The following is a 25,312-nucleotide window of genomic DNA, read 5'->3' on the forward strand; positions in this document are numbered from 1 at the left end:
CATGCAAGAGCGATCCTGTTTCGATCTTAACGCGCTGCCCATGGGGGTAATGATCTACGATCCGGCGGAGCGCCTGCTGGCCTGGAACGACCCGGTGACGCGCTTTTACCCGGTCATCACCCCCTGGCTGGCCGTCGGCGCCACCCTGGAGAGCCTGGCGGAAAAATTTATCGATGCGGGCTATAACATCGATCCTGGCCGCCGCCAGACCCTGCGCGAAGCGATTATCCGCAACTGCCGTCAGCCGAGTCATCGCGAAGTGCGGCAGTCGGGTCAGCGGCGGCTCTACGTCCAGCATCAGCGGCTGGCGGACGGCGGCATTATCAGCCTGCATACGGACATCACCGAGCTGGATGAGGCCCAGCGCTCGCGCCACCAGCTGCACGACGATTTTTTACTTACCGCGGAGTCGATCCAGATCGGCATCTGGGACTGGCAGGTCTCCCACGACAGCCTGCAGGTGAACGATACCCTGCTGGCGATGGTGGGCGAGTCGCGCACGCAGTTGCTCTATCCGCTGCGCTTTTTGCTTAACCTGGTGCACGAGGAGGATCGCGCCACCCTGCGCCAGGCGATGATCGCCTCTCGCCAGGCGCATATGCCGGTATTCGAATGCGAAATTCGCGTCCAGCACGCCGCCCGGGGCTGGCGCTGGATGTTGATTTCGGGCCAGGTGGTGACTCTCAACATGCAGCAGCAGGCCGAGCGGGTGATCGGCACCCTGCAGGATATTACCCGTCGTAAAGAGGCGGAACTGCTGGCCATAGAGGCGGCGAAGGTGGCCCGGGAGGCTAACGAGGCGAAGAGCGCCTTCCTCGCCAACATGAGCCACGAAATTCGCACCCCGATGAACGGCATTCTGGGCATGACCCAGCTCTGTCTGGACACCCCTCTTAACCCGGAGCAGCGGGAGTATCTTTCGCTGGTCATGAGTTCGGCCCAGTCGCTACTGCATATTATCAATGACATTCTCGACTTCTCCCGCATCGAGTCGGGCAAGATGTCGGTGGATGTGGAGCCGCTGGAGATCCGCCCCTTTATTCAGTCGCTGATCCGCCCCCACATGCCCGCCGCCAGCGAAAAAGGCATTGAGCTGCTGGTGGATATTGCCCCCGAGCTGCCGGAGGTGCTGGTAGCGGACGGTCCCCGGCTGCGCCAGATCCTTACCAACCTGCTGGGCAACGCCCTTAAGTTTACCCACCAGGGTGAAGTGCTGCTGGCGATAGCGCCCGCTGACGATGAAGGTCGGTGGCGTTTTCGCATCCGCGACAGCGGCATCGGCATTCCGGCGGATAAGCAAAAAGCGATCTTCGAGGCCTTCAGCCAGGCCGACAGCTCCACCACCCGCCGTTACGGCGGCACCGGACTGGGGCTGACCATCTCGGCCCGGCTGGTGAGCCTGATGGGTGGGGAGCTGACGGTTGAGAGCCAGCCCGGCGTGGGGAGCGAATTTGCTTTCACCCTGCCGCTGGAGAGCCAGCAGGCCGCCGCGCCTGTGGGGCGCTTCAATGGCGAACGGGTGCTGGTGGTGGATGACAACAGCACCAACCTGCGCCTGCTTGATACCATGCTTCACCAGATGGGGCTGGCGCCAACCTGCGTTAATAACGCCGCCGAGGCGCTGCGGCGCGCAGCCGAAGAGAGGCGCTGGGCGCTGATCCTGCTGGACGCGCAAATGCCGGATATGGACGGCGTTTCGCTGGCGCTCGAACTCTCCGTGCTGCCCCAGACCGAACAAAGCCATATCATTATGCTCAGCTCCATGAGCCGCCATTTTGACGCCAACATGCTTAAGCGCATCGGCATTGCCCACTATCTGCATAAGCCCATTGCCCAGCGCGAGCTGCATCAGGTGATTGCCAGCGTGCTTGAACCTGCCCCAGTCCTGACCCCGGCCCCCGTAGCGGCGCCCGCCGTGCCGCAGGCCGGGCTACGCATTCTGCTGGCCGAGGATAATCTGGTGAACCAGAAAGTCGCCCGGCGCCTGCTGGAGCGGCTCGGCCACCGGTGCGAAGTGGTAAATAACGGGCGCGAGGCGCTGGAGCGCTGGCGGGAACACGCCTGGGACATTCTGCTGATCGACCTGCAAATGCCGGAGATGGACGGCGAAACCGCTATCCGCCTGCTGCGGGAAGAGACGCAGGCCAGGGGGGGCGCCCACCAGCCCGCCATCGCCATGACCGCCCACGCCATGCAGGGAGATAAAGAACGCTGCCTGGCGATGGGGTTCGACGGCTATATTGCCAAGCCGGTGAGCCAGGAGGCATTGCAGCAAGAGATTGCGCGCGTCGGCCCGGAGAGTCATAACCCGCAGAGTGATAAAGGGCTGCCGGACGAAGCCCGGCTATTAAAACAGTGCGCGGACGATCCCGCTCTGGTACAGGAGCTGCTGGATCTGTTCGGCGAGGGGCTCGACGAGGCGGTAGCAACAATAGCCCGGGCGATCGACAGTGACGACCGCGAGGCTCTGGGCCGGGCGGCGCACCGGCTTCGCGGCGAAGCCGCCACCCTCGGCTTTACCGGACTGGCAGAGCGGCTCCAGCAGTTAGAGAGCCAGGCGACAACGCTGGACCCGGCCGGGCTTAAGGCGCTGCGCGGCGAGCTCTTCAACGAGGCCGGACGCGGTGCCGCCTGGCTGCACCACCGGGCGCAGGAGATAAATCATGATCCCTAAACTTATTCTGCCGCTGGTCGTCTGGCTTCCGCTGGCGCAAGCGGCGCCTGTGCCGGTCACCTGGTCGCTGGCCGGGCAGTGGCGCGTGCATGATGCCAACGACAATACTTTTAACGGGGCCAGCGCCCCTGACAGCGGCTGGCGCACGCTCCGGGTGCCCGCCAACTGGTACAGCGCCGGATACGATCATCAGGGCGCGCTCTGGTACCGTCACGAATTTACCCTGCCGGAGCGCGCGCCGGATACCATGGCTACCCTGGTGTTTGACGGCGTGGATTATTTCGCCGACGTGACGCTCAACGGCAAGGCGCTTGCCCGCCACGAAGGCTATTTCCAGCGCTTCCCGGTGGATATAAGCGACGCCCTGCGCCGCCATAACCGGCTCGCCGTTCGGGTGGAGAGCCCGTTCGAAGATCCGAAAACCATCTGGCCGCTGCACAAAACCCTGGTCAAAGGGGTGCTTAACCAGCACGACACCCGCCCCGGCGGCGCCTGGTCCGAGCACGGTCAGGATGCCAACTCCGGCGGCATCTGGGCGCCGGTGAAGCTGCACCTGAGCCGCGGCGTGACGATTGACGAGGTGATCCTGCGCCCGGACTGGCGCGAGGGGCTGCAAAACCCCATCTTGCGCGCCGAGATTCGCTACCGGGCGCTGGCGGATGGGCACGCCACCCTGCGCCTCTCCGCCGCGCCGGACAATTTCAGCGGCCCGGACTTTCAGCAGGACTTCCCGGTCACGCTCAACAGCACCGCCGGCACCCTGAACGTCTCGCTACCAATGCGCTCCGCCAGGCTCTGGTGGCCGGTGGGCGTCGGCAAGCCGAACCTCTACCGGGTGCGGGCCTCGCTGCGGGATGAGCAGGGGCTGATGGATACCGCCCTCACCCGAACCGGGTTACGCAAGCTGGAGGAGCAGCCGGACAATAAAGGCTGGCTCATCAACGACCGTCGGCTGTTCATCAAGGGCAGTAACTATATTGGCTCCCCCTGGCTCGGCACCATGACGCGGGCAAAATACCGCCGGGATTTCGAACTGGTGGAGGCGATGAACGCCAACGCCATTCGCGTCCACGGGCATGTGGCAGGCCGCGCGCTCTATGATGTAGCGGATGAGATGGGGCTGATGATCTGGCAGGATGTGCCCCTGCAGTGGGGCTATGATGACAGCGTCGCCTTTGCCGATAATGCGGTTCGCCAGACCCGTCAGATGGTTGAGCAGTTCGGTAACTCGCCGGCCATCATCGTCTGGGGCGGGCACAACGAGCCGCCCTGGAACTCACCGTGGATGGAAAAACGCTTCCCGGACTGGAACAAAAGCTTAAACCAGTCCCTGACGAAACGGGTGGGCGACACGCTCGCGGAAGATAGCTCCCGCATCGTGCACCGTTTTTCCGCCGTGGAGGAGCACTACTGGGCGGGCTGGTACTTCGGCACGATACGCGATCTGCTGGCGCCCGCCAAAACCGGGATTATCACCGAGTTTGGCGCCCAGGCGCTGCCGAGGCTCTCCACCCTGAAAACCTTCATCCCTGAGAGCCTGATGTGGCCGAAGAGTACGGCGGCGGACGATCCCGGCTGGACGCACTGGAAGTACCATAACTTCCAGCCCTTCCAGACCTTTAAATTCGCCAATATTCCCCGGGGCAATACTATCCAGGAGATGATTGCCAATACCCAGGCGTATCAGGCGCAGCTGGTGGCGACGGCGGCGGAGAGCTATCGCCGACAGCGCTATCAGCCGGTGACGGCCCTCTTCCACTTTATGTTTGTCGAAACCTGGCCCTCGATTAACTGGGGGGTGGTGGATTACCTGCGCAAACCGAAGGCGGGTTACTACGCCCTGAAGCGCGCCTACCAGCCGATCCTCCCCTCCATCGAACCCGTAACCGACGTCTGGCGTCAGGGACGCGAGGCGACGGTCCGCCTGTGGGCGATCAACGATACCTGGTCAGCCTGCGAGGATTGCCGCCTGACGTGGCAGGTGAAGCAGAGCGGAAAACGGCTTGCTGAAGGCGAGACGATCATGACCCTGCCGCCCGACTCGGGGACCAGGGTAAAGGAGATTACCGTCACGCCGACCAGCGTTGAACGAGTGACCATTGAGTATCGCATTGAGAATAACGCGCGAGAAACGGTGGGCAAAAACCGGCGTGAAGAGTCTGTCGAGGCGTCGTCCGCCGGGAAGTAAAGCATAAATTTCCTGATAACCCTCTCCTCTGAGAGGGTTTACCTTCTGATAAACCCTGCAATTTTACGAGACGCCTCGTAGCGTCAGCACGCGTTTCAGCACACTCTCGCCATGCTCCTTACAATGCCGACCAGTGCCAGCGCGCATTTCAGTTCACGCGTTCCCTGGCAGCAAAATAATTCTGGATCTGTACTATGTACACCTTAAGGTGTACATAGTACCTTACATGGAGAGAGAATCGTGTGCCATGCGATAAAATTTATCGAGACGTCACTGTTTACGCGGCAAATCAAACAGATCGCGACTGATGAACTCCTGACGTTACAAAGAGAGCTCATTGCCTTTCCGGACAAAGGTGATGTTATTCAGAATACCGGCGGGCTGCGAAAAGTCAGGATGGCCACGGGTGGCCAGGGTAAAAGCAGCAGCGCCAGGGTAATTTACCTTCTGGCAACACGGGAGATTATCTGGCTGGTGCTCGCTTATCCGAAAAGCGCCAAAGAGAATCTCACTGATGCGGAAAAGGTTGAACTAAAAAAACTGACAACCTTACTGAAAAACGAGGTGTGAAATGCATTTTTTTGACGAACTCAAAACGTCCCTGGAAGAGGCGGTTGACATCAAAAACGGGACCAAAGCCCCTTCCCGAGTTACCCGCTATGAGATTGCCGATGTCAAAGCGATCAGAGAGCAGCTCAACGTCTCCCAGGCAGAAATGGCAAAAGCGCTGGGCACCAGCGTGGATACCATCAAAAGCTGGGAATCCAGAAGACGTAACCCCACCGGCCTGGCAGCAAAAGTGCTGGCCACGATTAAGGCGAACCCGGCATTCTTTTACGAACTGGCTGCGCATTAATAGGTCGTATTGGGGATGCCAACAGCGACAGGTAAAATAAAAACGCAGAAACAAAGCCCCAGCGACAGCGTGCCGGGGCTTTTAGGGTGCCACTAAATTAATCCTTAACATCCTTCAATCTACACAAAGATGGCCTCACGCAGGATTAAGGGGTTTGCCGCTCAGCGGGCCGACTTGGGCCGCAGATTCTCGTCAAACACCAGCCGCTTGCGATCCGGTTCCACCTCGTGTAACGGCTCCACCTGATGCATCGTCTGTTTGCAGCGCTCCACCAGCGTCTGGTACTCGCGGGTGCCCTGCTTTTTCCACGCCATCTCCTGCTCGCTCAACACGCGGATCGCTTTCGCCGGGCTGCCGATAATCAGATGGTCGGCAGGCATTTCCGCTTTCGCTTTCACAAATGCCGCCGCGCCGACGATGCTGTTCTCGCCGATCACGGCGCCATCCATGATCACCGCATTCATCCCCACCAGCGCATTGCGGCGGATCACGCAGCCGTGCAGAATGGCGCCGTGCCCGATATGTCCCTCTTCTTCCACCACCGTGTCCTGCTCGGGGAAGCCATGCATGATGCAGTTATCCTGAATATTGGCCCCGTCTTTCACCACGATACGGCCAAAATCCCCACGCAGGCTGGCGTTGGGGCCCACATAGACGCCCTTACCGAGGATCACGTCGCCAATCAGGACCGCTGTCGGGTGGACATAACTCTCCTCAGGAACAACCGGTGTCAGACCATCAATTTGATATACAGGCACATAACCTCCGTTACGCGGGCGTCAGGCCGCCGAAGCGCTGCCAGTAGGAGGAGCCCGGCGACGGCAGTTCGCCGACCGAGGTCTCCCCTTTCTCACTGACAAACGCCAGCGCACCCGGCGCGACGCGCTGATAAATGTTAATGCACAGCTGGCGGGCCGTCTGGCCTGCCCAGTGCGACGGGAGTAACTCTTCCGGCAGGAGCGGATCCTTAAGCACCACCCGGCGATAAAAATGGATCAGCAAGAGCTGGATATGGAAACAGCGCGCCGGCGTCAGCTCCTCCGGCGTGGCCTCCCGCAGCAGGGGCAGCAGGGGCCGGAACGAGTCGATAAAGGTTTCATACATCAGGTTCTGCTCGCTGAGCTGCCAGCACTCCTCCACCCGGGCGCGCAGCGCGGCGCGGGAGAGCGCCAGCGGCGAATGCGCCTCAAAGCAGATGACGTTTTCCGCCACGCCCGCTTCATGCAACAGGGTTTGTACGTCTGCCAGCTGTTGCGACGGCGAGGCCATCAGGCTCGGCGCCAGGGTGCCGAAGCCCTGCCAGATCAGCTGCTTTTTCACATCCGCCAGCGTGGTTTTGTCCATTCCTTCAGAGAGCAGCAGCAGCCATTTGCCGTCCCAGGCCGGTAGCTCTGCGCGATAAATTTTGGTTTCGGCCCGGCGGGTTAAACGCAATCCTTTGTCGCTCAGGCGGTAGAAGCTGCGTCTGCCGATGCGAACCACATCCAGCCAGCCCTCTTTATTAAGACGGAACAGCGCGGTACGCACGAAGCGCTCGCCGAATCCCATCCCCTCCAGCAGGGCCGCCAGGCTTCCCAGCCAGACTTCACCGCCGCGATGGGACAGGGCATCACCGTACAGGGAGGAGATCAGCGAGGTGCCGCTGACGGGAACGGAGCTGACAGCGTGCTGGATAAAGGCGTCGAGTTTACTCATGTGATTCATTCTGTTGTGATTATTTTCGCGGATGAATCATAGCATAGCGCTAAAAGAGCGACCCTCCCTAATACGCAGAGGGTCGCGGACGGCCTTAGCTGTTGGCTGCGGCCTTACGCAGATCGAAGACGCGGCAGGCTTTGCCTTCGGAACGCGGAATGCTGCCGCAGTTGACGATCGTCACGTCGGTAGAGATCCCCACCATCGACTTAATGCGGTGGCGCAGCTGGTGGCAGACGTTGCAGCGCTGTTCGTGGGTCAGCGACAGGCTGCTCTCTTTCAGCTCCACCTTCACCGAAAGTGAATCAAGATGGCCCCGACGGTTCACCTCCAGCTGGTAGTGCGGCGACAGGTGCTCAAACTTGACGATCTCCTCTTCCAGCTGGGACGGGAAGACGTTGACGCCGCGGATAATCAGCATATCGTCGCTGCGGCCGCTGATCCTGTCCATGCGGCGCATGGTGCGGGCGGTGCCCGGCAGCAGGCGGGTCAGGTCGCGGGTGCGGTAGCGGATCACCGGCAGCGCCTCTTTGGTGAGGGTGGTGAAGAGCAGTTCCCCCTGCTCACCATCGGCCAGCGGCGTGCCGTCGTTCGGGTTGACGATCTCCGGGTAGAAGTGATCTTCCCAGATGGTCGGTCCGTCGGCGGTTTCGATGCACTCCATCGCCACCCCCGGCCCCATCACTTCGGAGAGCCCATAGATATCCAGAGCGGTAATACCGAGGCGTTTTTCAATTTCCCGGCGCATCGCCAGGGTCCAGGGCTCAGCGCCAAAAACGCCCACGCGCAGGGAGCACTGGCTGGCATCACCCCCCATCTGGCGCTCAAGCTCTTCGATCAGGTTGAGGCAGTAAGAAGGCGTCACCATGATCATGTCTGGCTGAAAATCGCGGATCAGCTGGGCCTGTTTTTCGGTCTGTCCGCCGGACATCGGGATCACCGTGGCGCCTAAACGCTCGGCGCCGTAGTGGGCGCCCAGCCCGCCAGTGAACAGGCCATAGCCGTAGGCGACATGAATTTTGTCCTTCGCGCTGCCCCCCGCGGCGCGCAGCGAGCGGGCCACGATGTTGGCCCAGTTATCAATGTCGTTCTGCGTGTAGCCGACCACGGTGGGTTTACCGGTGGTGCCCGAAGAGGCGTGAATACGCACCACCTGTTCCATCGGCACCGCAAAGGTATCAAACGGATAGTTGTCACGCAGATCCTGCTTGGTGGTGCACGGGAACTTGCGGATATCCGCTAACTCTTTGAAATCGTCAGGATGCACGCCCGCCGCATCAAACTTGCGTTTGTACATGGGGACGTTGTTATAAGCGTGTTCTAACGTCCACTTCATACGCTCGGTTTGCAGGGCCTGCAGCTCATCAAGGGAGGCGGTTTCGATGGGGTCAAGATGCGTTGCCGTCGTGGTTGCAGTTGACGTTGCGGTTGTCGCTGTATTTATCATTGTCGTAGTCATCGTAGGGTACTCGCTTTTTATAATTGTTCAGACACGCTCAAGGATCATGGCAATGCCCTGACCGACACCAATGCACATCGTACAGAGCGCATAGCGCCCTTTACGACGATGCAGCTCGTTGCTGGCGGCCAGCGCCAGGCGGGCCCCGCTCATACCCAGCGGATGGCCTAAGGCAATTGCCCCGCCGTTGGGGTTAACGTGCGGCGCATCGTCCGGCAGCCCCAGCTCACGCAGCACCCCCAGCGCCTGGGAGGCGAAGGCTTCGTTCAGCTCGATAACGTCCATGTCGTTGATGCTCAGCCCGGCGCGCTCCAGCACCCGACGGGTGGCAGGCACCGGGCCCAGCCCCATCAGACGCGGCTCAACGCCAGCGGTCGCCATCGCCACGATGCGGGTACGCGGGATCAGGCCCTGGGCTGCCGCCATCTTCTCGCTGGCGACAATTAGCGCCGCAGCGCCATCGTTCACGCCGGAAGCGTTACCGGCGGTGACCACACCGCCCGCCCGGAAAGGGGCTTTCAGCCCGGCCAGCATTTCGAGGGTGGTGTCCGGGCGCAGATGCTCGTCATGCACCACTTCGGTGACCGCCCCTTTTTTGCCTTTAATGACGACCGGCACGATCTCCTGCGCCAGAATACCGTTAGCCTGGGCCTGAGCGGTACGCTGCTGGCTGCGCAGGGCGAAGGCGTCCTGATCCTCACGGGAAATCTTTAACAATTCCGCTACATTCTCTGCCGTTTCCGGCATGCTGTCAGAACCAAATTGCTGCGCCATGAGCGGGTTCACAAAACGCCAGCCGATAGTGGTATCGAAAATTTCATTCTGCCGCTGGAAGGCGCTGGTCGCTTTGCCCATCACGAAAGGCGCGCGGGACATCGACTCCACCCCCCCGGCAATCATCAGGTCGCCATCACCGGCGCGAATCGCGCGGGCAGCAAAGCCCAGCGCATCCAGACCGGAGCCGCAAAGGCGGTTCAGGGTAGTGCCGGAGACGGTCTGCGGCAGCCCGGCTAACAGCAGGGACATTCGCGCCACGTTACGGTTGTCTTCCCCCGCCTGGTTCGCGCAGCCAAAGATCACATCGTCGATGCGCTCCGCATCCAGACCCGGGTTACGCGCCAGCAGTTCGCGCAGCGGGATGGCGCCCAGGTCGTCCGCGCGCACACCGGACAGCGCACCGGCATAGCGACCGATTGGGGTTCTGATCCCGTCACAGATAAAGGCGTCACGCATCATGCTTCTCCTGTCACAGTGCCGCCGATGCGGTGGGATTTCCCACGGAACAGGGCAACCGTTTTCTGTTGTTGATTAACGATTTCAATGTCGTATACGCCGGTCTGTTTCCCCTGATGGCGCACCTGCGCCGTGGCGGTGAGCTTATCGTGGGCAAACGCCGGACGGACAAAATCGATGGTGCAGCCCGAGGCCACCGCCGCCAGCCCCTGGCTGTTGCAGGCGTAGGCGAAAGCGGTATCGGCGAGGGTAAACAGCTGTCCGCCGTGACAGCTCTTGTGGCCGTTGAGCATCTGCGGCGTGACGGTCATGGTCAGTACTGCCATGCCCTCATCCATCTCAATAATGTCGATGCCATAAGCCTGGGCGCAGGCATCGTTTTCATACATGGCGCGGGCGTTGCGCCAGGCGTTATGACTCATAGCTACTCTCCAGAAGCGCGCGCTGGCGCAGCAGGGATGAAGGACGGTAACGCTCTTCGCCGTAATGGCGTTGCAGGTTTTCCAGCAGGCACAGCAGACGCTGCCAGCCAAGCTGTTCTCCCCAGGCCAGCGGGCCGCGCGGGTAGTTCACCCCGAGGCGCATGGCGGTATCGATATCCTCTTCACTGGCGACCCCTTTTTGCAGGGCGTCGAGGGCTTCGTTGATAATCATCGCCACCGTGCGCCAGATCAGCAGGCCGGGATAATCCGCCACCTGCAGCACGCGCTTGCCCTGCTGTTGGAAGTAGCGCACCGCTTTCCGTGTCGCGGCTGTCGGGTTGCTGGCCGCGGCGGCAATCACCGCCACGTCGCTCTCCTGTCTGTCGAACACCACCACCGGCAGTGCGTAGCGGTTCGCCAGCGCCTGGGCGGTCTCACCCCGGGTTTCGATCAACAGTACGCCGTCGATTTCAGTGACGCCGTCACTTTTTTTATGCTGATGCGTGACAATGTAACTATCGTTCACCTCTGCCAGCCAGCTCACCGCTGGCTTTTCGTTACGCCAGTTGTAAACGCCCTGCCCGCTCTTCTTGCCGAGACGCCCACCCAGCACCAGCTCCTGCTGCACCAGTGACGGCAGGAAACGTCGCTCCTGCCAGAAGGCGTTAAATACTGAGCAGGTCACGGCGAAGTTGACGTCCTGGCCGATCATATCGGTCAGCTCCAGCGGCCCCATCGGGAAGCCTGCGCCTTCGCGCAGCGCCGCGTCGATGACTTCCGGGGCGGCAACCTGCTCTTCCAGCGCCCGCCAGGCTTCGGCATAGTACGGACGCGCCACGCGGTTAACGATAAAGCCCGGCGTTGACTGGCAGCGCACCGGCTGTTTGCCCCAGCGCGTCGCCAGTTCGCTCAGCTGTTCGACCACTTCCCCGGAGGTCGCCAGGCCGCTTACCACTTCCACCAGCTTCATCACCGGGGCCGGGTTAAAGAAGTGCAGCCCCGCCACGCGCTCAGGATGGCGCAGGTCGGCGGCAATGGCGGTAATAGAAATTGAGGATGTGTTGCTGGTTAAAAGCGTGTTAGCCGGGCAGATCTCCGCCAGTTGGGCGAAGAGCGCCTTTTTAACGGCCATTTGCTCAGAGGCGGCTTCAATCACCAGATCAGCCTTCGCCAGCGCGTGGATGTCGGTAACGGGCACCAGGCGCTGGAGCGTCTGTTCGGCGTCATGCGGGGCGAGCTTGCCGCGCGCCACGCGGGATTCGAGACGGCTGCGAATGGCGTCAATGGCGCGGGAGATGGCCTCAGCGTTGATGTCATAGATCAGCACCGGGTGGCCGTTGCTCGCCGCCACTTCGGCGATCCCGGCTCCCATGATGCCGCTGCCAATCACCGCCACGGTATGAATTGTCGTCATCTTATTTCCCCGTAAACTGCGGCGCGCGTTTGTTGAGGAAGGCGCTGACCCCTTCCCGGTAGTCGGCGCTGCGCCCGGCCAGGCGCTGATAGTCGCGCTCCAGATCCAGCTGCGCGTCCAGGGTATTGGTTTCGGCGGCATTGATCGCCCGCTTGATCAGCCCCAGGCCAAAGGTCGGCTGGGTGGCGAGATGCACGGCCAGCTGACGGGCGGTGTCGGTCAGTTCGGCGTCATCCACGACCTGCCAGATCATCCCCCAGGCGTGTGCCTGCTCAGCGCTGATCTTCTCCCCCAGCAGGGCCAGGCCCATCGCCCGGGCGCGCCCGGTCAGACGCGGCAGCAGCCAGGTACCGCCGGAATCCGGCACCAGACCGAGCTTGCTGAAGGCCATCACAAAGTTCACCGAACGGGCGGCGATAACGATGTCGCAGCCCAGCGCCAGGGTCGCCCCCGCTCCGGCGGCCACGCCGTTCACCGCGCAGATCACCGGCTTGGGCAGTTTTGCCAGACGGCGTACCAGCGGGTTGTAAAATTTCTCCACCGACATGCCGAGATCCGGCGCCGGGCTGTTCGGGTCGACGTTACGGTCGTTAAGATCCTGCCCGGCACAAAAACCGCGTCCGGCACCGGTCACCAGCAGACAACGCACGCTCTCGTCGCGCTCGGCCTGGGTCAGGCACGCTGCCAGCTGCTGGTGCATCTCCTCATTGAAGCTGTTGAGCCGCTCCGGGCGGTTCAGGGTTAGGGTCATGACCCCCTGCTCAACGTGACTCAGAATAAAATCCATGGTTAGCGTCCTTTAAATTCAGGGGTGCGTTTTTGCAGGAAGGCGTCGATCCCTTCCCGGCGATCCTCGGTGGCCGCCAGCAGGGTGAAGAGCTGACGCTCCTGGGCCAGCCCGGCGGTGAGGGCCACCTCCTGAGACTGGCGTAACGCCTGCTTCGCCGCCTGCAACGCCAGCGGGGAGTGACGCGCCATCAGTGCCGCCTGCTTGAGAGCATATTCGAGGGTCAGGTCTTCGGGATGTACATCGCTTACCACCCCGGCCGCCAGCGCCTGACGGGCGGTGATACTTTCCCCGGTCAGCACCATTTTGCTGGCAAGGGATTTGCCGACGCTGCGGATCAGCCGTTGCGTGCCGCCCGCGCCCGGCATAATGCCTAAGTTGATTTCCGGCAGGCCGAAGCGGGCGTTTTCCCCGGCAATCGCCACATCGCAGAGCAGCGCCAGCTCGCACCCTGCGCCCAGGGCGTAGCCATTGACGGCGGCAATCAGCGGCTTACTGAAGGCGTTGATGCGCGCCCACAGCTGCGGGCGAATGTCGTTGAGGGTGGCGGCCAGATCTTTTTCCGCCATCTCGTTCAGATCGGCTCCGGCGGCAAAGAAGCGTTCGTTGCCGGTAATCACGCACACCGAAATCTCGCTGTCTACGGCGGCAGCTTCCAGGGCGGTTGCCAGCTCGCTCAGCAGGCCATTGTTCAGGGCGTTACGGGCCGCCGGGCGGTTAAGGGTCAGGAGCAATACCCGACCGTGACGGGTGACAATCAGGTCGCTCATGCCATCCCCTTCGCATCAAAGTCCACCACCACGTCGCCGGTCAGCGGCAGGGCCTGGCAGCTCAGCACGTAGCCTGCCGCCAGTTCATCCGGCTCCAGACTGTAGTTGGTCACCATATCCACCTTGCCGCGCACCACTTTGCATTTGCAGGTGGCGCAGACCCCGCCTTTACAGGCGTAAGGCAGGTCCGCCCCCTGGCGCAGCGCGGCATCCAGAATGCTTTCGTCTTCGGCGGTGAGGGTGATCTCGCGGTCGCGCCCGTCCTGGCGCACCGTCACCTTTTGCCCCCCGGTCTGTACCGAATGGGTGCGTTTAATGGTTGTGCCCGGCGTGTTGAAGCGCTCAAGATGCAGCGATTTCTCCGGCATCCCCAGCGCCTTAAGGGTCTGTTCCGCCTGGTCCATCATCGCCGCCGGGCCGCAGATAAAGGCTTCATCAAACTGGCTGAAGTCAATTAAGTGCTTCGCCAGCGCCTGCAGTTTTTCGCCGTCGATGCGCCCGTACAGCAGCTCGCTGTCCAGGGTCTCCTGGCTGAAGATGTTGACCACCTGCAGGCGGGTCGGATAGCTGTCTTTCAGATCGGCCAGCGCCTGGCGGAACATCATGCTCTGGCTGCTGCGGTTGCCGTAGATGAGGGTGAACTGGCTTTTCGGTTCGGTTTTCAGAGTGCTGGAGATGATCGCCAGCATCGGGGTGATGCCGGAACCGGCGGCAATCGCCAGGTAGCAGCCTTCCCGTTCGGCCAGCGGCTGATAGCCAAAATGCCCCTGCGGCACCATCACTTCGAGCGCCATCCCCTGCTTGATCTCATCCCGGGCATAGCGCGAGAAGCGCCCGCCGTCGATGGCTTTTACCGCCACGCTGATTTCGCCCGGCTGAACGCTGCGGCAGATGGAGTAGCAGCGGCGCAGCTCTTCGCCCGCTAAATGGGCTTTCAGGGTCAGATGCTGGCCCGGACGGAAGCGATACGCCTCCTGCAAAGGCTGGGGAACCGCGAAGGTAATGGTCACCGCATCGCGGGTTTCGGGTTCCACTTTTGCCACCGTTAAGGAATGAAACGTTGTCATGGCGACCTCAGATACATTTGAAATAGTCGAAGGGTTCGCGGCAGCTGTCGCAGCGCCAGAGCGCTTTGCAGGCCGTGGAACCAAATTCACTGATCAGCGTGGTGCGGGTACTGGCGCAGCGCGGACAGGTCACTTCAGCCGGCAGATGCGCATGGCAGCTGTGCCCGGCCGGTGGGCTGATGCCGTACTGGCGCAGACGCTCCCGGGCGTCCGGGGTCATCCAGTCGGTGGTCCACGCCGGGTCGAGCTGAAGGGTGATCTGCACCGGTCCGTAGCCGTGGGCGGTCAGGGTGTCGCGGATCGCCCCCATCAGATGATCGGTGGCCGGACAGCCGGAATAGGTCGGCGTAAAACCGATGGCCCAGCCCTCATCCTGCGGCGTCACGCTGCGCACCATCCCTAAGTCGGTGATGGTCAGTACCGGGATCTCCGGGTCCGGGATCTGGCTTAACAGAGACCAGATCTGCGGGACGGCGGCGGGGGTGAGTTGGACGGCGTGTTGCATGGCGCTCTCCTGGATTACCACTGCTGGCCGGGATAGACGCGTTGGAGATATTGCATCTCTGCCAGCATCGGACCCAGATGTTCGGTGTGCAGCCCTTTACGGCCACCGGTGCGGTAGGCGGACTCGCCCGGCACGCTCAGCGTCGCCTCGTTCAGCCCGGCGAAGACTTCCGCTTCCCACGCGTCGCGCAGGCTGCGCGGATCGACGGCGATACCTTCGGCAGCCAACGTCAGGTCAATCTCGTCCGCCTCGAACAGCTCGGCGGTGAAACGCCACAGGTCATTGACCGCCTGCTGCATTTTTTGCGCAGAGATCTCCGTGCCGTTGCCCAGGCGTTCCAGCCAGCCGCGGCTGAAGCGCAGGTGGTAGCGGGCTTCTTTGATGGATTTCGCGGCGATGGCGGCAAGCTGCTTGTCACGGCTCTGGGTCAGACGGGTAAAGAGCGCCACGTGCCAGGCGTCGATAAAGTACTGACGGGCGATGGTGTCGGCGAAGTTGCCGTTGGGCTGCTCCACCAGCAGAAGGTTGCTGAACTGGCGCTCGTCGCGCTGGAAGGCCAGCGTGTCTTCGTCGCCCTCGCCTTCCAGCTCGGCGGCGTAGGTTAAGAAGTTGCGCGCCTGGCCCAGCAGGTCGAGGCCGATATTGGCCAGCGCGAGGTCAATCTCCAGCTCCGGGGCGTGACCACACCACGCTCCCAGACGCTGGGAGAGCACCAGCCCGTTATCACCCAGGCGCAGAACATATTGCGTTAACGTTTTCATCCGTGGCCTCACATGTGCTCGATGCCATCAGGGATGGTGTAGAAGGTCGGGTGTCGGTAGACCTTGCTCTCCGCCGGGTCGAAAAACTCACCGCGCTCTTCTGGCTGGGAGGCGACGATTTCGCTCGCCTTCACCACCCAGATGGAACAGCCTTCATTACGGCGGGTGTAGGCGTCGCGCGCGTTTTCCAGCGCCATACGGTCATCGGCGGCATGCAGGCTGCCCACGTGACGGTGGGATAATCCCTGCTTGCTGCGGACAAAGACTTCGTACAACGGCCAGTATGTTTTGCTCATCTTGATTCCCCTTATGCGACCTTGCGGGCGTGTTGTTTTTCGGCGTGCGCCAGTGCGGCTTCGCGCACCCACGTTCCCTCTTCCCAGGCTTTACGCTTGGCGGCCAGACGTTCGTGATTGCAGACGCCGCGCCCGTTAATCACCTCGTCAAACTCCTGCCAGTCGATCTCGCCAAAACGGTAGTGACCGCTTTCGGCATCGAACTGCAGATCCGCATCCGGCACAGTCATGCCGAGCATTTCCACCTGCGGCACGGTGTTGTCGACAAAGCGCTGACGCAGCTCGTCATTGCCAAAACGTTTGATCTTCCAGGCCAGGCTGCGGGCGCTGTTCGGTGAGTTGTCGTCGTTCGGGCCAAACATCATCAGCGCTGGCCACCAGAAGCGGTTGATGGCGTCCTGCAACATCTGGCGCTGGGCTTCGCTACCCTGGGCCAGGGCCATGCAGGCCTCAAAGCCCTGACGCTGGTGGAAGCTCTCTTCTTTACAGATTTTCACCATCGCCCGGGCATAGGGGCCGTAGGAGGTCCGGCACAGCGCCACCTGGTTAACGATGGCCGCGCCATCCACCAGCCAGCCGATCACGCCGATATCCGCCCAGCTCAGGGTCGGGTAGTTGAAGATGGAGGAGTATTTCATCTTGCCGTCGAGCATCTTCTGGTAGATATCTTCCCGGGCGCAGCCCAGCGTTTCCGCCGCGCTGTAGAGGTAGAGCCCGTGCCCCGCCTCGTCCTGCACTTTCGCCAGCAGGATGGCCTTACGGCGCAGCGTCGGGGCGCGGGTGATCCAGTTCCCTTCCGGCAGCATGCCGACAATTTCGGAGTGCGCATGCTGACCAATCTGGCGGATCAGCGTTTTACGGTACGCGTCAGGCATCCAGTCCTGCGGCTCGATGGCCGTCTCTTGCGCGATGCGCTGCTCAAAGCGTTGTTCTTCCGTCACGTCATCACCCTTTTGATTCGTTTAACTGCCAAATATCATTCAATGATGAATCACTTTGTTTTATAAAAGTTACACAAAGGTTAATGAATAACCCAAGAATCGTTTATTCGTTTTGTGATGAGGCTCGCAAGAGATTTCCACACCCCAGATACGACGTGGCCTCCGGGAGTTAAGAAGATTAAGCGAGATCACAATGTTAATAAAACATTAACAAGTCACTTGCTTTTTATGATTCACAAACGAACTATTTATAGTGAAATCACGAACCATCTGGAGAGAAAGATGCAGCAGTTAGCCAGCTTCTTGTCCGGTACCTGGCAGTCAGGCCGGGGCCGTGAGCGCACCATTCAACACGCCATCAGCGGTGAATCCCTCTGGTCCGTTACCAGCGAAGGGCTGGATATGGCCGCCGCACGTCGCTACGCCATTGAGAAAGGCGGCGAAGCGCTTCATGCCATGACCTTTATCGAACGTGCCGCCATGCTGAAAGCGGTGGCGAAACATCTGCTGAGCCAGAAAGAGACCTTTTATGCGCTGTCGGCACAGACCGGGGCGACCCGCGCCGACAGCTGGGTGGATATCGAGGGCGGGATCGGCACCCTCTTTACCTTCGCCAGCCTGGGCAGCCGCGAACTGCCGGACGATACCCTGTGGCCGGAAGATGAGCTGATCCCGCTTTCAAAAGAGGGCGGATTTGCCGCGCGCCACGTGCTGACCTCGAAGTCCGGCGTGGCCGTCCACATCAATGCGTTCAACTTCCCCTGCTGGGGAATGCTGGAAAAGCTGGCCCCGACCTGGCTGGCGGGGATGCCTGCCATTATTAAACCGGCCACCGCCACCGCCCAGGTGACCCAGGCGATGGTGAAAGCGATCGTCGACAGCGGCCTGGTGCCGGAGGGCGCCATCAGCCTGATCTGCGGCGGCGCGGGGGATCTGCTCGACCAGCTCGACAGCCAGGACGTGGTGACCTTTACCGGCTCCGCCGACACTGGCCAGAAGCTGCGCGTCCATCCGAACATCGTGGCAAAATCGATTCCCTTCACCATGGAAGCGGACTCCCTGAACTGCTGCGTGCTGGGGGATGACGTCACCCCGGAGCAGCCGGAGTTTGCCCTTTTCATTCGCGAAGTGGTGCGGGAGATGACCGCGAAAGCCGGGCAGAAATGTACCGCGATCCGCCGCATCATCGTTCCGCAGGCGCAGGTGGAGGCTGTCAGCCAGGCGCTGATCGCCCGGCTGGAAAAAGTGGCTGTCGGCGACCCGGCTCAGGAAGGGATCAAAATGGGCTCACTGGTCAACGCCGAGCAGCGCGCTGACGTGCAGGAGAAAGTGGATACTTTAGTCACGGCGGGCTGCCAGATTCGTCTGGGCGGGAAAGCCGACCTGAACGCTGCCGGGGCCTTCTTCCCGCCGACGCTGCTGTTCTGCCCGCAGCCGGATGAAACCCCTGCCGTCCATGCCACCGAAGCCTTTGGCCCGGTCGCCACTCTGATGCCGTATCAGGATCGCGAGCACGCCATGGCCCTTGCCCGCGCCGGGGAAGGCAGTCTCGCCGGGACGCTGGTCACCGCCGATCTGCGCCTTGCGCGTCAGTTTATCGCCGGCGCCGCCCGCGCCCACGGCCGTATCCAGATCCTCAACGAAGAGTCGGCCAAAGAGTCCACCGGCCACGGCTCCCCGCTGCCGCAGCTGGTGCACGGCGGCCCGGGCCGCGCCGGGGGTGGTGAGGAGCTGGGCGGCCTGCGGGCGGTAAAACACTACCTGCAACGCACCGCCATCCAGGGCAGCCCGAGCATGCTGGCCGCCATCAGCCAGCAGTGGGTACGCGGCGCGCAGGTGCAGGAGGATCGCGTTCATCCGTTCCGCAAATACTTCGAGGAGTTACAGCCGGGCGACAGCCTCCTGACCCCGCGCCGTACCCTGACCGAAACCGACATCGTTAACTTTGCCTGCCTGAGCGGGGATCATTTCTACGCCCATATGGACAAGATCGGCGCGGCGGAGTCGATTTTCGGCGAACGCGTGGTGCACGGCTACTTCCTGATCTCCGCTGCGGCGGGTCTGTTCGTCGATGCGGGCGTCGGGCCGGTGATTGCCAACTACGGTATGGAGAACCTGCGCTTTATTGAGCCGGTGAAGCCGGGCGACACCATCCAGGTGCGTCTGACCTGTAAGCGCAAGACGCTGAAGAAACAGCGCACGGCGGACGAGAAACCGACCGGCGTGGTGGAATGGGCGGTTGAGATTTTCAACCAGCACCAGCAGCCGGTGGCGCTCTACTCGATCCTGACCCTCGTCTCCCGTCAGCGCGGAGATTTTGACGCCTGATCCCCCTCCATCCGGGTAACGTCGCGCACGTTACCCGGCTTCTGGCACATCTGACAAAACATCTGGCAAATGCAGGCAAACGGTACTTAACGCGTTATTGCTATGTTGGCAATGAATAAACCGCGCGCAGAACAGCGGTCCCGAGTGGATAACAACACATACAACAGAGGTTAATCATGGGAAGCTCCTCCATTTTTTCTCCACGTAAAACGGTGCTGGCGTTGGCCGTTGCCTGTCTCTTTTCCGGCCAGGTGCTGGCGCACGGTGGTGCAGCACATATGGTCGAAATGGATAAAACCCTGACCGAATTTGGCGCTGATGTGAAATGGGACGACTATGCCCAGATGTTCACCATCAGCAAAGATGGGGCCTTTATCAAAGTGAAGCCGGGTGCCACAACCGCTATGGTCAACGGTAAACCGCTCACCCTGCAGGCGCCGGTGGTCATGAAAGACAATAAGGCCTGGATCGCCGATACCTTTGTTAACGATGTGTTCCAGTCCGGCCTTGACCAGACCTTCCAGGTCGAGAAGACCCCGCACCCGCTGAACGCCCTCTCCGCGGATGAGATCAAAGAGGCCGTCGGGATTGTGAAAGCCTCGCCGGACTTTAAACCGAATACCCGCTTCACGCAGATCGCGCTGGCCGAGCCGGACAAAGCCAAAGTGTGGGATTTCGTGCTGAACGGCACGGCGGTAGATGCGCCGCGTCAGGCCAATATCACCCTGCTGGACGGCAAATTTATCGTTGAAGCGCTAGTGGATCTGCAGGAGAAGAAAATCCTGCACTGGGAGCCGATCAAAGACGCCCACGGCATGGTGCTGCTGGATGACTTTATGGCGGTGCAGAAGATCGTCACCGGCAGCCCGGAGTATGCCGAGGCGCTGAAAAAACGCGGCATCAACGACCCGGCAAAGGTGATGACCACCCCGCTGACCGTCGGCTACTTTGACGGTAAGGATGGTCTGAAGCAGGAAGATCGCCTGCTGAAGGTGGTGAGCTACCTGGATACCGGCGATGGCAACTACTGGGCGCACCCGATTGAGAACCTGGTGGCGGTGGTCGATCTGATCGAGAAGAAGATCGTCAAAATTGAAGAAGGCGCTGTCGTACCGGTGCCGATGCAGTCCCGCCCCTATGATGGCCGCGACCGCGAACCGGTGGTGCACAAACCGCTGGAGATTGTGGAGCCGGAAGGCAAGAACTACACCATTACCGGCAATATGATCCACTGGCAGAACTGGGATTTCCACCTGAGCCTCGACTCCCGCGTCGGGCCGATCATCTCCACCGTCACCTTTAACGACAACGGCAAAAAACGCCAGGTGATGTACGAGGGATCGCTGGGCGGGATGATTGTCCCTTACGGCGACCCGGACGTGGGCTGGTACTTCAAAGCCTATCTGGACTCCGGCGACTACGGCATGGGCACCCTCACCTCGCCGCTGGTGCGCGGTAAAGATGTGCCCTCCAACGCCGTGCTGCTGAATCAGACCATCCCGGATTACACCGGTGCGCCGATGGAAATCCCGCGGGCGATGGCGATTTTTGAACGCTACGCCGGGCCGGAGTATAAGCACCAGGAGATGAATCAGCCGAACGTCAGCACCGAACGCCGCGAGCTGGTGGTGCGCTGGATCAGCACCGTGGGCAACTATGACTACATCTTCGACTGGATCTTCCACGAAAACGGCACCATCGGCATCGATGCCGGGGCAACCGGTATCGAAGCGGTAAAAGGGGTGATGGCGAAAACCATGCATGACCCGAGCGCCAAAGAGGATACGAAGTACGGCACTCTGATTGACCACAACATTGTCGGCACCACCCACCAGCACATCTATAACTTCCGTCTGGATCTGGATGTGGATGGCACCAGCAACAGCCTGGTGGCGATGGATCCGGAGGTGAAGCCGAACACCGCAGGCGGCCCGCGCACCAGTACCATGCAGGTTAACCAGTACAACATCGACAGCGAGCAGCAGGCGGCACAGAAATTTGACCCGGGCACCATTCGTCTACTGAGCAACACCAGCAAAGAGAACCGCATGGGTAATCCGGTCTCTTACCAGATCATCCCCTATGCCGGCGGTACGCACCCGGTGGCAACCGGCGCGAAATTCGCCCCGGATGAGTGGATCTATCATCGCCTCAGCTTTATGGATAAACAGCTGTGGGTGACCCGCTACCATCCGAACGAGATGTACCCGGAGGGCAAATTCCCGAACCGCTCCTCCCATGACCAGGGGCTGGGCCAGTTCAGTAAAGATAACGAGTCGCTGAATAACCAGGATAACGTGGTGTGGATCACCACCGGTACCACCCACGTGGCCCGCGCCGAAGAGTGGCCGATCATGCCAACCGAGTGGGTGCATGCCCTGCTCAAACCGTGGAACTTCTTTGACGAGACGCCGTCGCTCGGCAAGAAGAAAGAGGGGCAGTGATAAACAGCCGGGCATATTGCCCGGCTTTTTCTTGTCGGTGCGGTTTGATGTCGGGTGGCGGCTGCGCCTTACCCGACCTACGGGACCGTAGGCCCGTGCAAGCGCAGCGCCGCCGGGCATTGTCGGGTGGCGCTGCGCTTACCCGACCTACACCGCTATTGAATTTAGTTTAAGTAGTTTATTTTCTGAACAGCTTTCCTTGCTTATAGTTAATCATACCCATGCCGTCCGGGTTGCCTTTCTTAAAACGTTTTTTATGGACATCACACGAAGTTCTCCCTTACGTCGTTGTATGAACATTGAGAGGTTTTTAGGATGAGATTCAACTTGATAGCAAGAAGCCTTGCGCTTGCAGGCGTTTTTATCTCTGCCGGCACTCCTGCATTTGCCGCAGAAGCGCCAAAAGAGGCTGCCGCCGCCACTCAGCAAGCCAATAATGCCCTCTTCAGCCAGCAGCCCTTCTCCGACAATGCCGATTTCACCGATGCCCATAAAGGCTTTATCGCTGCACTTCCGACCGAGGTGATCAAAGGCGAACAGGGCAATGTGGTCTGGGATCCCCAGCAGTACGCCTTTATTAAAGAGGGGGACAAAGCGCCGGATACCGTCAACCCAAGCTTATGGCGTCAGGCGCAGCTGATTAATATCAGCGGTCTGTTTGAGGTCACGGATGGGGTCTATCAGATCCGAAACCTTGACCTGTCAAACATGACCATTATCGAAGGGGCGACCGGTATCACCGTGGTCGACCCGCTGGTCTCTGCTGAAACGGCAAAAGTCGGGATGGATCTCTATTACAAAAACCGCGGGCAGAAACCGGTGGTAGCGGTGATCTACACCCACAGCCACGTTGACCACTACGGCGGCGTGCGCGGCGTGGTGGATGAGGCCGATGTCAAAGCCGGGAAAGTCAAAATCTACGCCCCGGCCGGCTTTATGGAAGCCGCCGTGGCAGAAAACATTATGGCCGGGAACGTCATGAGCCGCCGCGCCAGCTATATGTATGGCAACCTGCTGAAGCCGGATCCTAAAGGTCAGGTGGGCGCGGGGCTTGGCACCACGACCTCCGCCGGGACCGTAACCCTGCTTGCGCCGACCAATATCATCGAAAAAGATGGACAGAAAGAGACCATCGACGGCCTGACCTATGACTTTATGCTGGCGCCGGGCTCAGAAGCGCCGTCCGAAATGCTCTGGTACATCGAAGAGAAAAAACTGATCGAATCCGCCGAGGATGTCACCCACACCCTGCATAACACCTACTCCCTGCGCGGGGCGAAGATCCGCGAGCCGCTGCCGTGGTCAAAATATATCAACGAAGCCATTGTGCGCTGGGGTGATAAAGCCGAAGTGCTGATGGCTCAGCACCACTGGCCAACCTGGGGCAATGAAAACGTCAATAAATTGTTGAAAAGCCAGCGAGACCTGTATCGCTACATCAACGACCAGACCCTGCGCATGGCGAACCAGGGCATGACCCGGGATGAAATTGCGGCAAACTTCAGGCTGCCGGATTCGCTGGCGCACACCTGGGCTAACCGGGGCTACTACGGGTCGGTAAGTCACGACGTGAAAGCCACCTACGTGCTCTATCTCGGCTGGTTCGACGGCAACCCGGCGACCCTGGATGAGCTGCCGCCGGAAGAGGCTGCGAAGAAATATGTAGACTATATGGGCGGCGCCGACGCCATTCTGCAGAAGGCCAAAACCGACTTCGACCAGGGTAACTATCGCTGGGTGGCGCAGGTGGTGAGCAAGGTGGTCTTTGCCGATCCGAACAACCAGGCGGCCCGTAACCTGGAGGCGGACGCGCTTGAGCAGTTAGGCTATCAGGCGGAATCGGGCCCGTGGCGTAACTTCTACCTCACCGGCGCGCAGGAGCTGCGTAACGGCGTGGTGAAAGGGCCGACCCCGAACACCGCCAGCCCGGATACGGTGCGGGCGATGACCCCGGAGATGTTCTTCGACTATCTGGCGGTTCACATTAACGGTGAAAAAGCCGGAACCGCGAAATCGGTGTTTAACATCGACCTCGGCAGCGACGGCGGCAAGTACAAGCTCGAGCTGGAAAATGGGGTGCTGAACCACACCGCCAATGCCGAAGCGACCGACGCCGACGCCACCATCACCCTGAGCCGCGACACGCTGAATAAAATCATCCTCAAGGAAACCACCCTGAAACAGGCTGAGGAGAGCGGCGCGGTGAAGGTTACCGGTGACGGGGCAAAACTTGATACCATGCTGGGCTATATGGATAAATTTGAGTTCTGGTTCAACATTGTTACACCGTAAACCCACCAGCCTGCGGGCGGAGCCTTTCGCCCGCAGGGATATGGTCACCCGCGGACTGACTCTCAGCATGCCGTGGCTGGCGCTCGTCAACATCGGCTTTGCGCTGATGGTCTTATTGCGTAATGGGCTGTTCGACGGCATTGACGCGCTTTATCAGGTGAACGCCTTCAGCGCCAGGATGATCGATTGGCTGATGCTGGCGGTCATTGTTCTGTTTAGCCTCTCCCTGCTGCTGGTCTGGCAAAAAAAACGCGGGCTGAGCCTGCTGTTGCTGCTGGCAGGCCTGATCTGGGCCTGCTGCGCCGTCTGGTTTATCGCCCATCTGAAACTGCCCTTCGCCTGGCCGCTCTGCACCACCCTGCTCCTGACGGCGCTGGCAGGGCTCTATTTTTTTCCGGTTGGGCTGATGAGCTATGCGCTGCCGCTGTGGGCGGCGATGCCGGCTGCCAGCCTGGTGCTGAACGAGGGCATCAGCCTGCGTTTCGTCGTGGTGTGGCTTATCTTTACGGTAGTGCTGGTTTACGGGCGGTTTATTTTAGTGCGCTGGTTTGATGAAGCCTGGCTGCGTCAGCAGCAGAACCAGGCGCTGATTGCTCGCCTGGATGCCCTTGCGCACCAGGATCCGCTCACCGGTACCGCTAACCGCCGGGCGATGGAGAACGTGCTGGAAAACGCGGTCAAACAGGGGAACGATTTTGCGCTGATTATGCTCGATGTCGATGAGTTCAAACGCTACAACGATCGTTACGGGCATCAGGCCGGGGATGAGTGCCTGGCGGCAGTGGCGCAGGCGCTGAAACAGGTGGTGCGCACCCCGGACGATATGGTCTCACGCTACGGTGGCGAGGAGTTTCTGCTGATCCTGTTTGATGCGACGGAAAAAGTGGCGGAACAGGTGGCGGCGCGCATTCAGGAGAGCCTGCGCGCTGCGGCTATTCCGCATGCTGCCTCAACGGTCAGCGACAGCGTCACGGTCAGCATGGGGATCGCCTCGCTGACCGCTGGTCAGACGGCCAGCGAGGTGATCGCCCAGGCCGATGCCGCGCTCTACCGGGCAAAAAATGCAGGACGAAATCGCTGGTCCTGCTAAGGGTGCGGTTTTGTTGGCACGGTGCGGTCTGATGTCGGGTGGCGGCTCTGCCTTACCCGACCTACGGTGCGGTGCGGCCTGTGTCGGGTG

The 25,312-nt window shown here is 60.8% G+C and carries 21 protein-coding genes; 8 read left to right on the top strand and 13 right to left on the bottom strand.

Annotated elements, in window-relative coordinates; genetic code table 11:
* Nucleotide 1: 1 nt before the first annotated feature.
* The 4 genes from GNG29_RS12000 (at nucleotide 2) to nadS (ending at nucleotide 5,718) form a co-directional block, all read left to right on the top strand.
* Nucleotides 2-2,674 (top strand): response regulator, encoded by a 2,673-nt coding sequence (locus GNG29_RS12000; protein ID WP_156654610.1) that lies wholly within the window; start codon nucleotides 2-4, stop codon nucleotides 2,672-2,674.
* Nucleotides 2,664-4,862 (top strand): glycosyl hydrolase 2 galactose-binding domain-containing protein, encoded by a 2,199-nt coding sequence (locus GNG29_RS12005; protein WP_156654611.1) that lies wholly within the window; start codon nucleotides 2,664-2,666, stop codon nucleotides 4,860-4,862. The genes GNG29_RS12000 and GNG29_RS12005 overlap by 11 nt, the downstream gene beginning before the upstream one ends.
* Nucleotides 4,863-5,102: 240 nt before the next feature.
* Nucleotides 5,103-5,432: a type II toxin-antitoxin system RelE/ParE family toxin gene (locus GNG29_RS12010; protein ID WP_156654612.1), complete on the top strand. Its 330-nt coding sequence runs from the start codon at nucleotides 5,103-5,105 to the stop codon at nucleotides 5,430-5,432.
* A gap of 1 nt (nucleotide 5,433) precedes the next feature.
* Complete coding sequence (gene nadS / locus GNG29_RS12015; protein ID WP_103179800.1) at nucleotides 5,434-5,718, top strand: NadS family protein; 285 nt, start codon at nucleotides 5,434-5,436, stop codon at nucleotides 5,716-5,718.
* A 161-nt stretch (nucleotides 5,719-5,879) separates the two neighbouring features.
* Here the strand turns inward: nadS and paaY are convergent, their stop codons facing one another.
* The 13 genes from paaY to paaA all read right to left on the bottom strand — a co-directional run bounded on the left by paaY (nucleotide 5,880) and on the right by paaA (nucleotide 17,068).
* Nucleotides 5,880-6,476, bottom strand: a complete 597-nt coding sequence (gene paaY / locus GNG29_RS12020; RefSeq protein WP_156654613.1) for a phenylacetic acid degradation protein PaaY — start codon at nucleotides 6,474-6,476, stop codon at nucleotides 5,880-5,882.
* A gap of 10 nt (nucleotides 6,477-6,486) precedes the next feature.
* A complete protein-coding gene (paaX, locus tag GNG29_RS12025) occupies nucleotides 6,487-7,422 on the bottom strand; it encodes a phenylacetic acid degradation operon negative regulatory protein PaaX (protein WP_103179802.1) in 936 nt (311 codons plus the stop codon).
* An 85-nt stretch (nucleotides 7,423-7,507) separates the two neighbouring features.
* A complete protein-coding gene (gene paaK / locus GNG29_RS12030; RefSeq protein WP_103179803.1) occupies nucleotides 7,508-8,860 on the bottom strand; it encodes a phenylacetate--CoA ligase PaaK in 1,353 nt (450 codons plus the stop codon).
* Nucleotides 8,861-8,899: 39 nt separating this feature from the next.
* Nucleotides 8,900-10,105: a 3-oxoadipyl-CoA thiolase gene (gene pcaF / locus GNG29_RS12035; RefSeq protein WP_103179804.1), complete on the bottom strand. Its 1,206-nt coding sequence runs from the start codon at nucleotides 10,103-10,105 to the stop codon at nucleotides 8,900-8,902.
* A complete protein-coding gene (gene paaI, locus GNG29_RS12040; RefSeq protein ID WP_103179805.1) occupies nucleotides 10,105-10,527 on the bottom strand; it encodes a hydroxyphenylacetyl-CoA thioesterase PaaI in 423 nt (140 codons plus the stop codon). The genes pcaF and paaI overlap by 1 nt, the downstream gene beginning before the upstream one ends.
* Complete coding sequence (paaH, locus tag GNG29_RS12045) at nucleotides 10,517-11,941, bottom strand: 3-hydroxyacyl-CoA dehydrogenase PaaH (RefSeq protein ID WP_156654614.1); 1,425 nt, start codon at nucleotides 11,939-11,941, stop codon at nucleotides 10,517-10,519. The genes paaI and paaH overlap by 11 nt, the downstream gene beginning before the upstream one ends.
* A gap of 1 nt (nucleotide 11,942) precedes the next feature.
* Nucleotides 11,943-12,728 (bottom strand): 2-(1,2-epoxy-1,2-dihydrophenyl)acetyl-CoA isomerase PaaG, encoded by a 786-nt coding sequence (paaG, locus tag GNG29_RS12050; RefSeq protein WP_103179807.1) that lies wholly within the window; start codon nucleotides 12,726-12,728, stop codon nucleotides 11,943-11,945.
* Between the two features lie 2 nt (nucleotides 12,729-12,730).
* Nucleotides 12,731-13,498, bottom strand: coding sequence for a 2,3-dehydroadipyl-CoA hydratase PaaF (gene paaF / locus GNG29_RS12055; RefSeq protein WP_156654615.1), 768 nt, complete (start codon nucleotides 13,496-13,498; stop codon nucleotides 12,731-12,733).
* On the bottom strand, nucleotides 13,495-14,565 hold the full coding sequence (gene paaE / locus GNG29_RS12060; RefSeq protein WP_103179809.1) for a 1,2-phenylacetyl-CoA epoxidase subunit PaaE: 1,071 nt from the start codon (nucleotides 14,563-14,565) through the stop codon (nucleotides 13,495-13,497). The genes paaF and paaE overlap by 4 nt, the downstream gene beginning before the upstream one ends.
* 7 nt (nucleotides 14,566-14,572) lie before the next feature.
* Nucleotides 14,573-15,070, bottom strand: coding sequence for a 1,2-phenylacetyl-CoA epoxidase subunit PaaD (paaD, locus tag GNG29_RS12065; RefSeq protein WP_103179810.1), 498 nt, complete (start codon nucleotides 15,068-15,070; stop codon nucleotides 14,573-14,575).
* A gap of 14 nt (nucleotides 15,071-15,084) precedes the next feature.
* The gene (gene paaC, locus GNG29_RS12070) at nucleotides 15,085-15,831 is read right to left on the bottom strand and encodes a 1,2-phenylacetyl-CoA epoxidase subunit PaaC (RefSeq protein ID WP_156654616.1); all 747 of its coding nucleotides are present in this window, start codon (nucleotides 15,829-15,831) and stop codon (nucleotides 15,085-15,087) included.
* 8 nt (nucleotides 15,832-15,839) lie between these two features.
* Nucleotides 15,840-16,127, bottom strand: coding sequence for a 1,2-phenylacetyl-CoA epoxidase subunit PaaB (gene paaB, locus GNG29_RS12075; protein WP_103179812.1), 288 nt, complete (start codon nucleotides 16,125-16,127; stop codon nucleotides 15,840-15,842).
* 11 nt (nucleotides 16,128-16,138) lie between these two features.
* The gene (gene paaA / locus GNG29_RS12080; RefSeq protein ID WP_103179813.1) at nucleotides 16,139-17,068 is read right to left on the bottom strand and encodes a 1,2-phenylacetyl-CoA epoxidase subunit PaaA; all 930 of its coding nucleotides are present in this window, start codon (nucleotides 17,066-17,068) and stop codon (nucleotides 16,139-16,141) included.
* Between the two features lie 282 nt (nucleotides 17,069-17,350).
* On the opposite strand from paaA, the gene paaZ reads away from it, so the two are divergent.
* From paaZ to GNG29_RS12100, 4 genes are all read left to right on the top strand, one after another.
* Nucleotides 17,351-19,396 (top strand): phenylacetic acid degradation bifunctional protein PaaZ, encoded by a 2,046-nt coding sequence (gene paaZ / locus GNG29_RS12085; RefSeq protein WP_103179814.1) that lies wholly within the window; start codon nucleotides 17,351-17,353, stop codon nucleotides 19,394-19,396.
* 176 nt (nucleotides 19,397-19,572) lie between these two features.
* Complete coding sequence (tynA, locus tag GNG29_RS12090) at nucleotides 19,573-21,840, top strand: primary-amine oxidase (protein WP_156654617.1); 2,268 nt, start codon at nucleotides 19,573-19,575, stop codon at nucleotides 21,838-21,840.
* Nucleotides 21,841-22,155: 315 nt separating this feature from the next.
* The gene (locus tag GNG29_RS12095; RefSeq protein WP_156654618.1) at nucleotides 22,156-24,132 is read left to right on the top strand and encodes an alkyl/aryl-sulfatase; all 1,977 of its coding nucleotides are present in this window, start codon (nucleotides 22,156-22,158) and stop codon (nucleotides 24,130-24,132) included.
* 40 nt (nucleotides 24,133-24,172) lie between these two features.
* On the top strand, nucleotides 24,173-25,222 hold the full coding sequence (locus tag GNG29_RS12100; protein WP_156655488.1) for a GGDEF domain-containing protein: 1,050 nt from the start codon (nucleotides 24,173-24,175) through the stop codon (nucleotides 25,220-25,222).
* The last annotated feature ends 90 nt before the right edge of the window (nucleotides 25,223-25,312 follow it).

Source organism: Leclercia sp. Colony189 (genome assembly GCF_009740165.1).
Classification (GTDB): Bacteria; Pseudomonadota; Gammaproteobacteria; order Enterobacterales; family Enterobacteriaceae; genus Enterobacter.

What these genes read in the sequence shown, in the direction of transcription:
- paaD (WP_103179810.1), bottom strand. Translation starts at nt 15,070, where the DNA reads ATGCAACACGCCGTCCAACTCACCCCCGCCGCCGTCCCGCAGATCTGG.
- GNG29_RS12100 (WP_156655488.1), top strand. Translation starts at nt 24,173, where the DNA reads ATGGTCACCCGCGGACTGACTCTCAGCATGCCGTGGCTGGCGCTCGTC.
- paaF (WP_156654615.1), bottom strand. Translation starts at nt 13,498, where the DNA reads ATGAGCGACCTGATTGTCACCCGTCACGGTCGGGTATTGCTCCTGACC.
- paaH (WP_156654614.1), bottom strand. Translation starts at nt 11,941, where the DNA reads ATGACGACAATTCATACCGTGGCGGTGATTGGCAGCGGCATCATGGGA.
- paaI (WP_103179805.1), bottom strand. Translation starts at nt 10,527, where the DNA reads ATGAGTCATAACGCCTGGCGCAACGCCCGCGCCATGTATGAAAACGAT.
- pcaF (WP_103179804.1), bottom strand. Translation starts at nt 10,105, where the DNA reads ATGCGTGACGCCTTTATCTGTGACGGGATCAGAACCCCAATCGGTCGC.
- paaK (WP_103179803.1), bottom strand. Translation starts at nt 8,860, where the DNA reads ATGATAAATACAGCGACAACCGCAACGTCAACTGCAACCACGACGGCA.
- paaB (WP_103179812.1), bottom strand. Translation starts at nt 16,127, where the DNA reads ATGAGCAAAACATACTGGCCGTTGTACGAAGTCTTTGTCCGCAGCAAG.
- GNG29_RS12095 (WP_156654618.1), top strand. Translation starts at nt 22,156, where the DNA reads ATGAGATTCAACTTGATAGCAAGAAGCCTTGCGCTTGCAGGCGTTTTT.
- paaC (WP_156654616.1), bottom strand. Translation starts at nt 15,831, where the DNA reads ATGAAAACGTTAACGCAATATGTTCTGCGCCTGGGTGATAACGGGCTG.
- paaZ (WP_103179814.1), top strand. Translation starts at nt 17,351, where the DNA reads ATGCAGCAGTTAGCCAGCTTCTTGTCCGGTACCTGGCAGTCAGGCCGG.
- paaE (WP_103179809.1), bottom strand. Translation starts at nt 14,565, where the DNA reads ATGACAACGTTTCATTCCTTAACGGTGGCAAAAGTGGAACCCGAAACC.
- paaX (WP_103179802.1), bottom strand. Translation starts at nt 7,422, where the DNA reads ATGAATCACATGAGTAAACTCGACGCCTTTATCCAGCACGCTGTCAGC.
- tynA (WP_156654617.1), top strand. Translation starts at nt 19,573, where the DNA reads ATGGGAAGCTCCTCCATTTTTTCTCCACGTAAAACGGTGCTGGCGTTG.
- nadS (WP_103179800.1), top strand. Translation starts at nt 5,434, where the DNA reads ATGCATTTTTTTGACGAACTCAAAACGTCCCTGGAAGAGGCGGTTGAC.
- GNG29_RS12005 (WP_156654611.1), top strand. Translation starts at nt 2,664, where the DNA reads ATGATCCCTAAACTTATTCTGCCGCTGGTCGTCTGGCTTCCGCTGGCG.
- GNG29_RS12000 (WP_156654610.1), top strand. Translation starts at nt 2, where the DNA reads ATGCAAGAGCGATCCTGTTTCGATCTTAACGCGCTGCCCATGGGGGTA.
- paaG (WP_103179807.1), bottom strand. Translation starts at nt 12,728, where the DNA reads ATGGATTTTATTCTGAGTCACGTTGAGCAGGGGGTCATGACCCTAACC.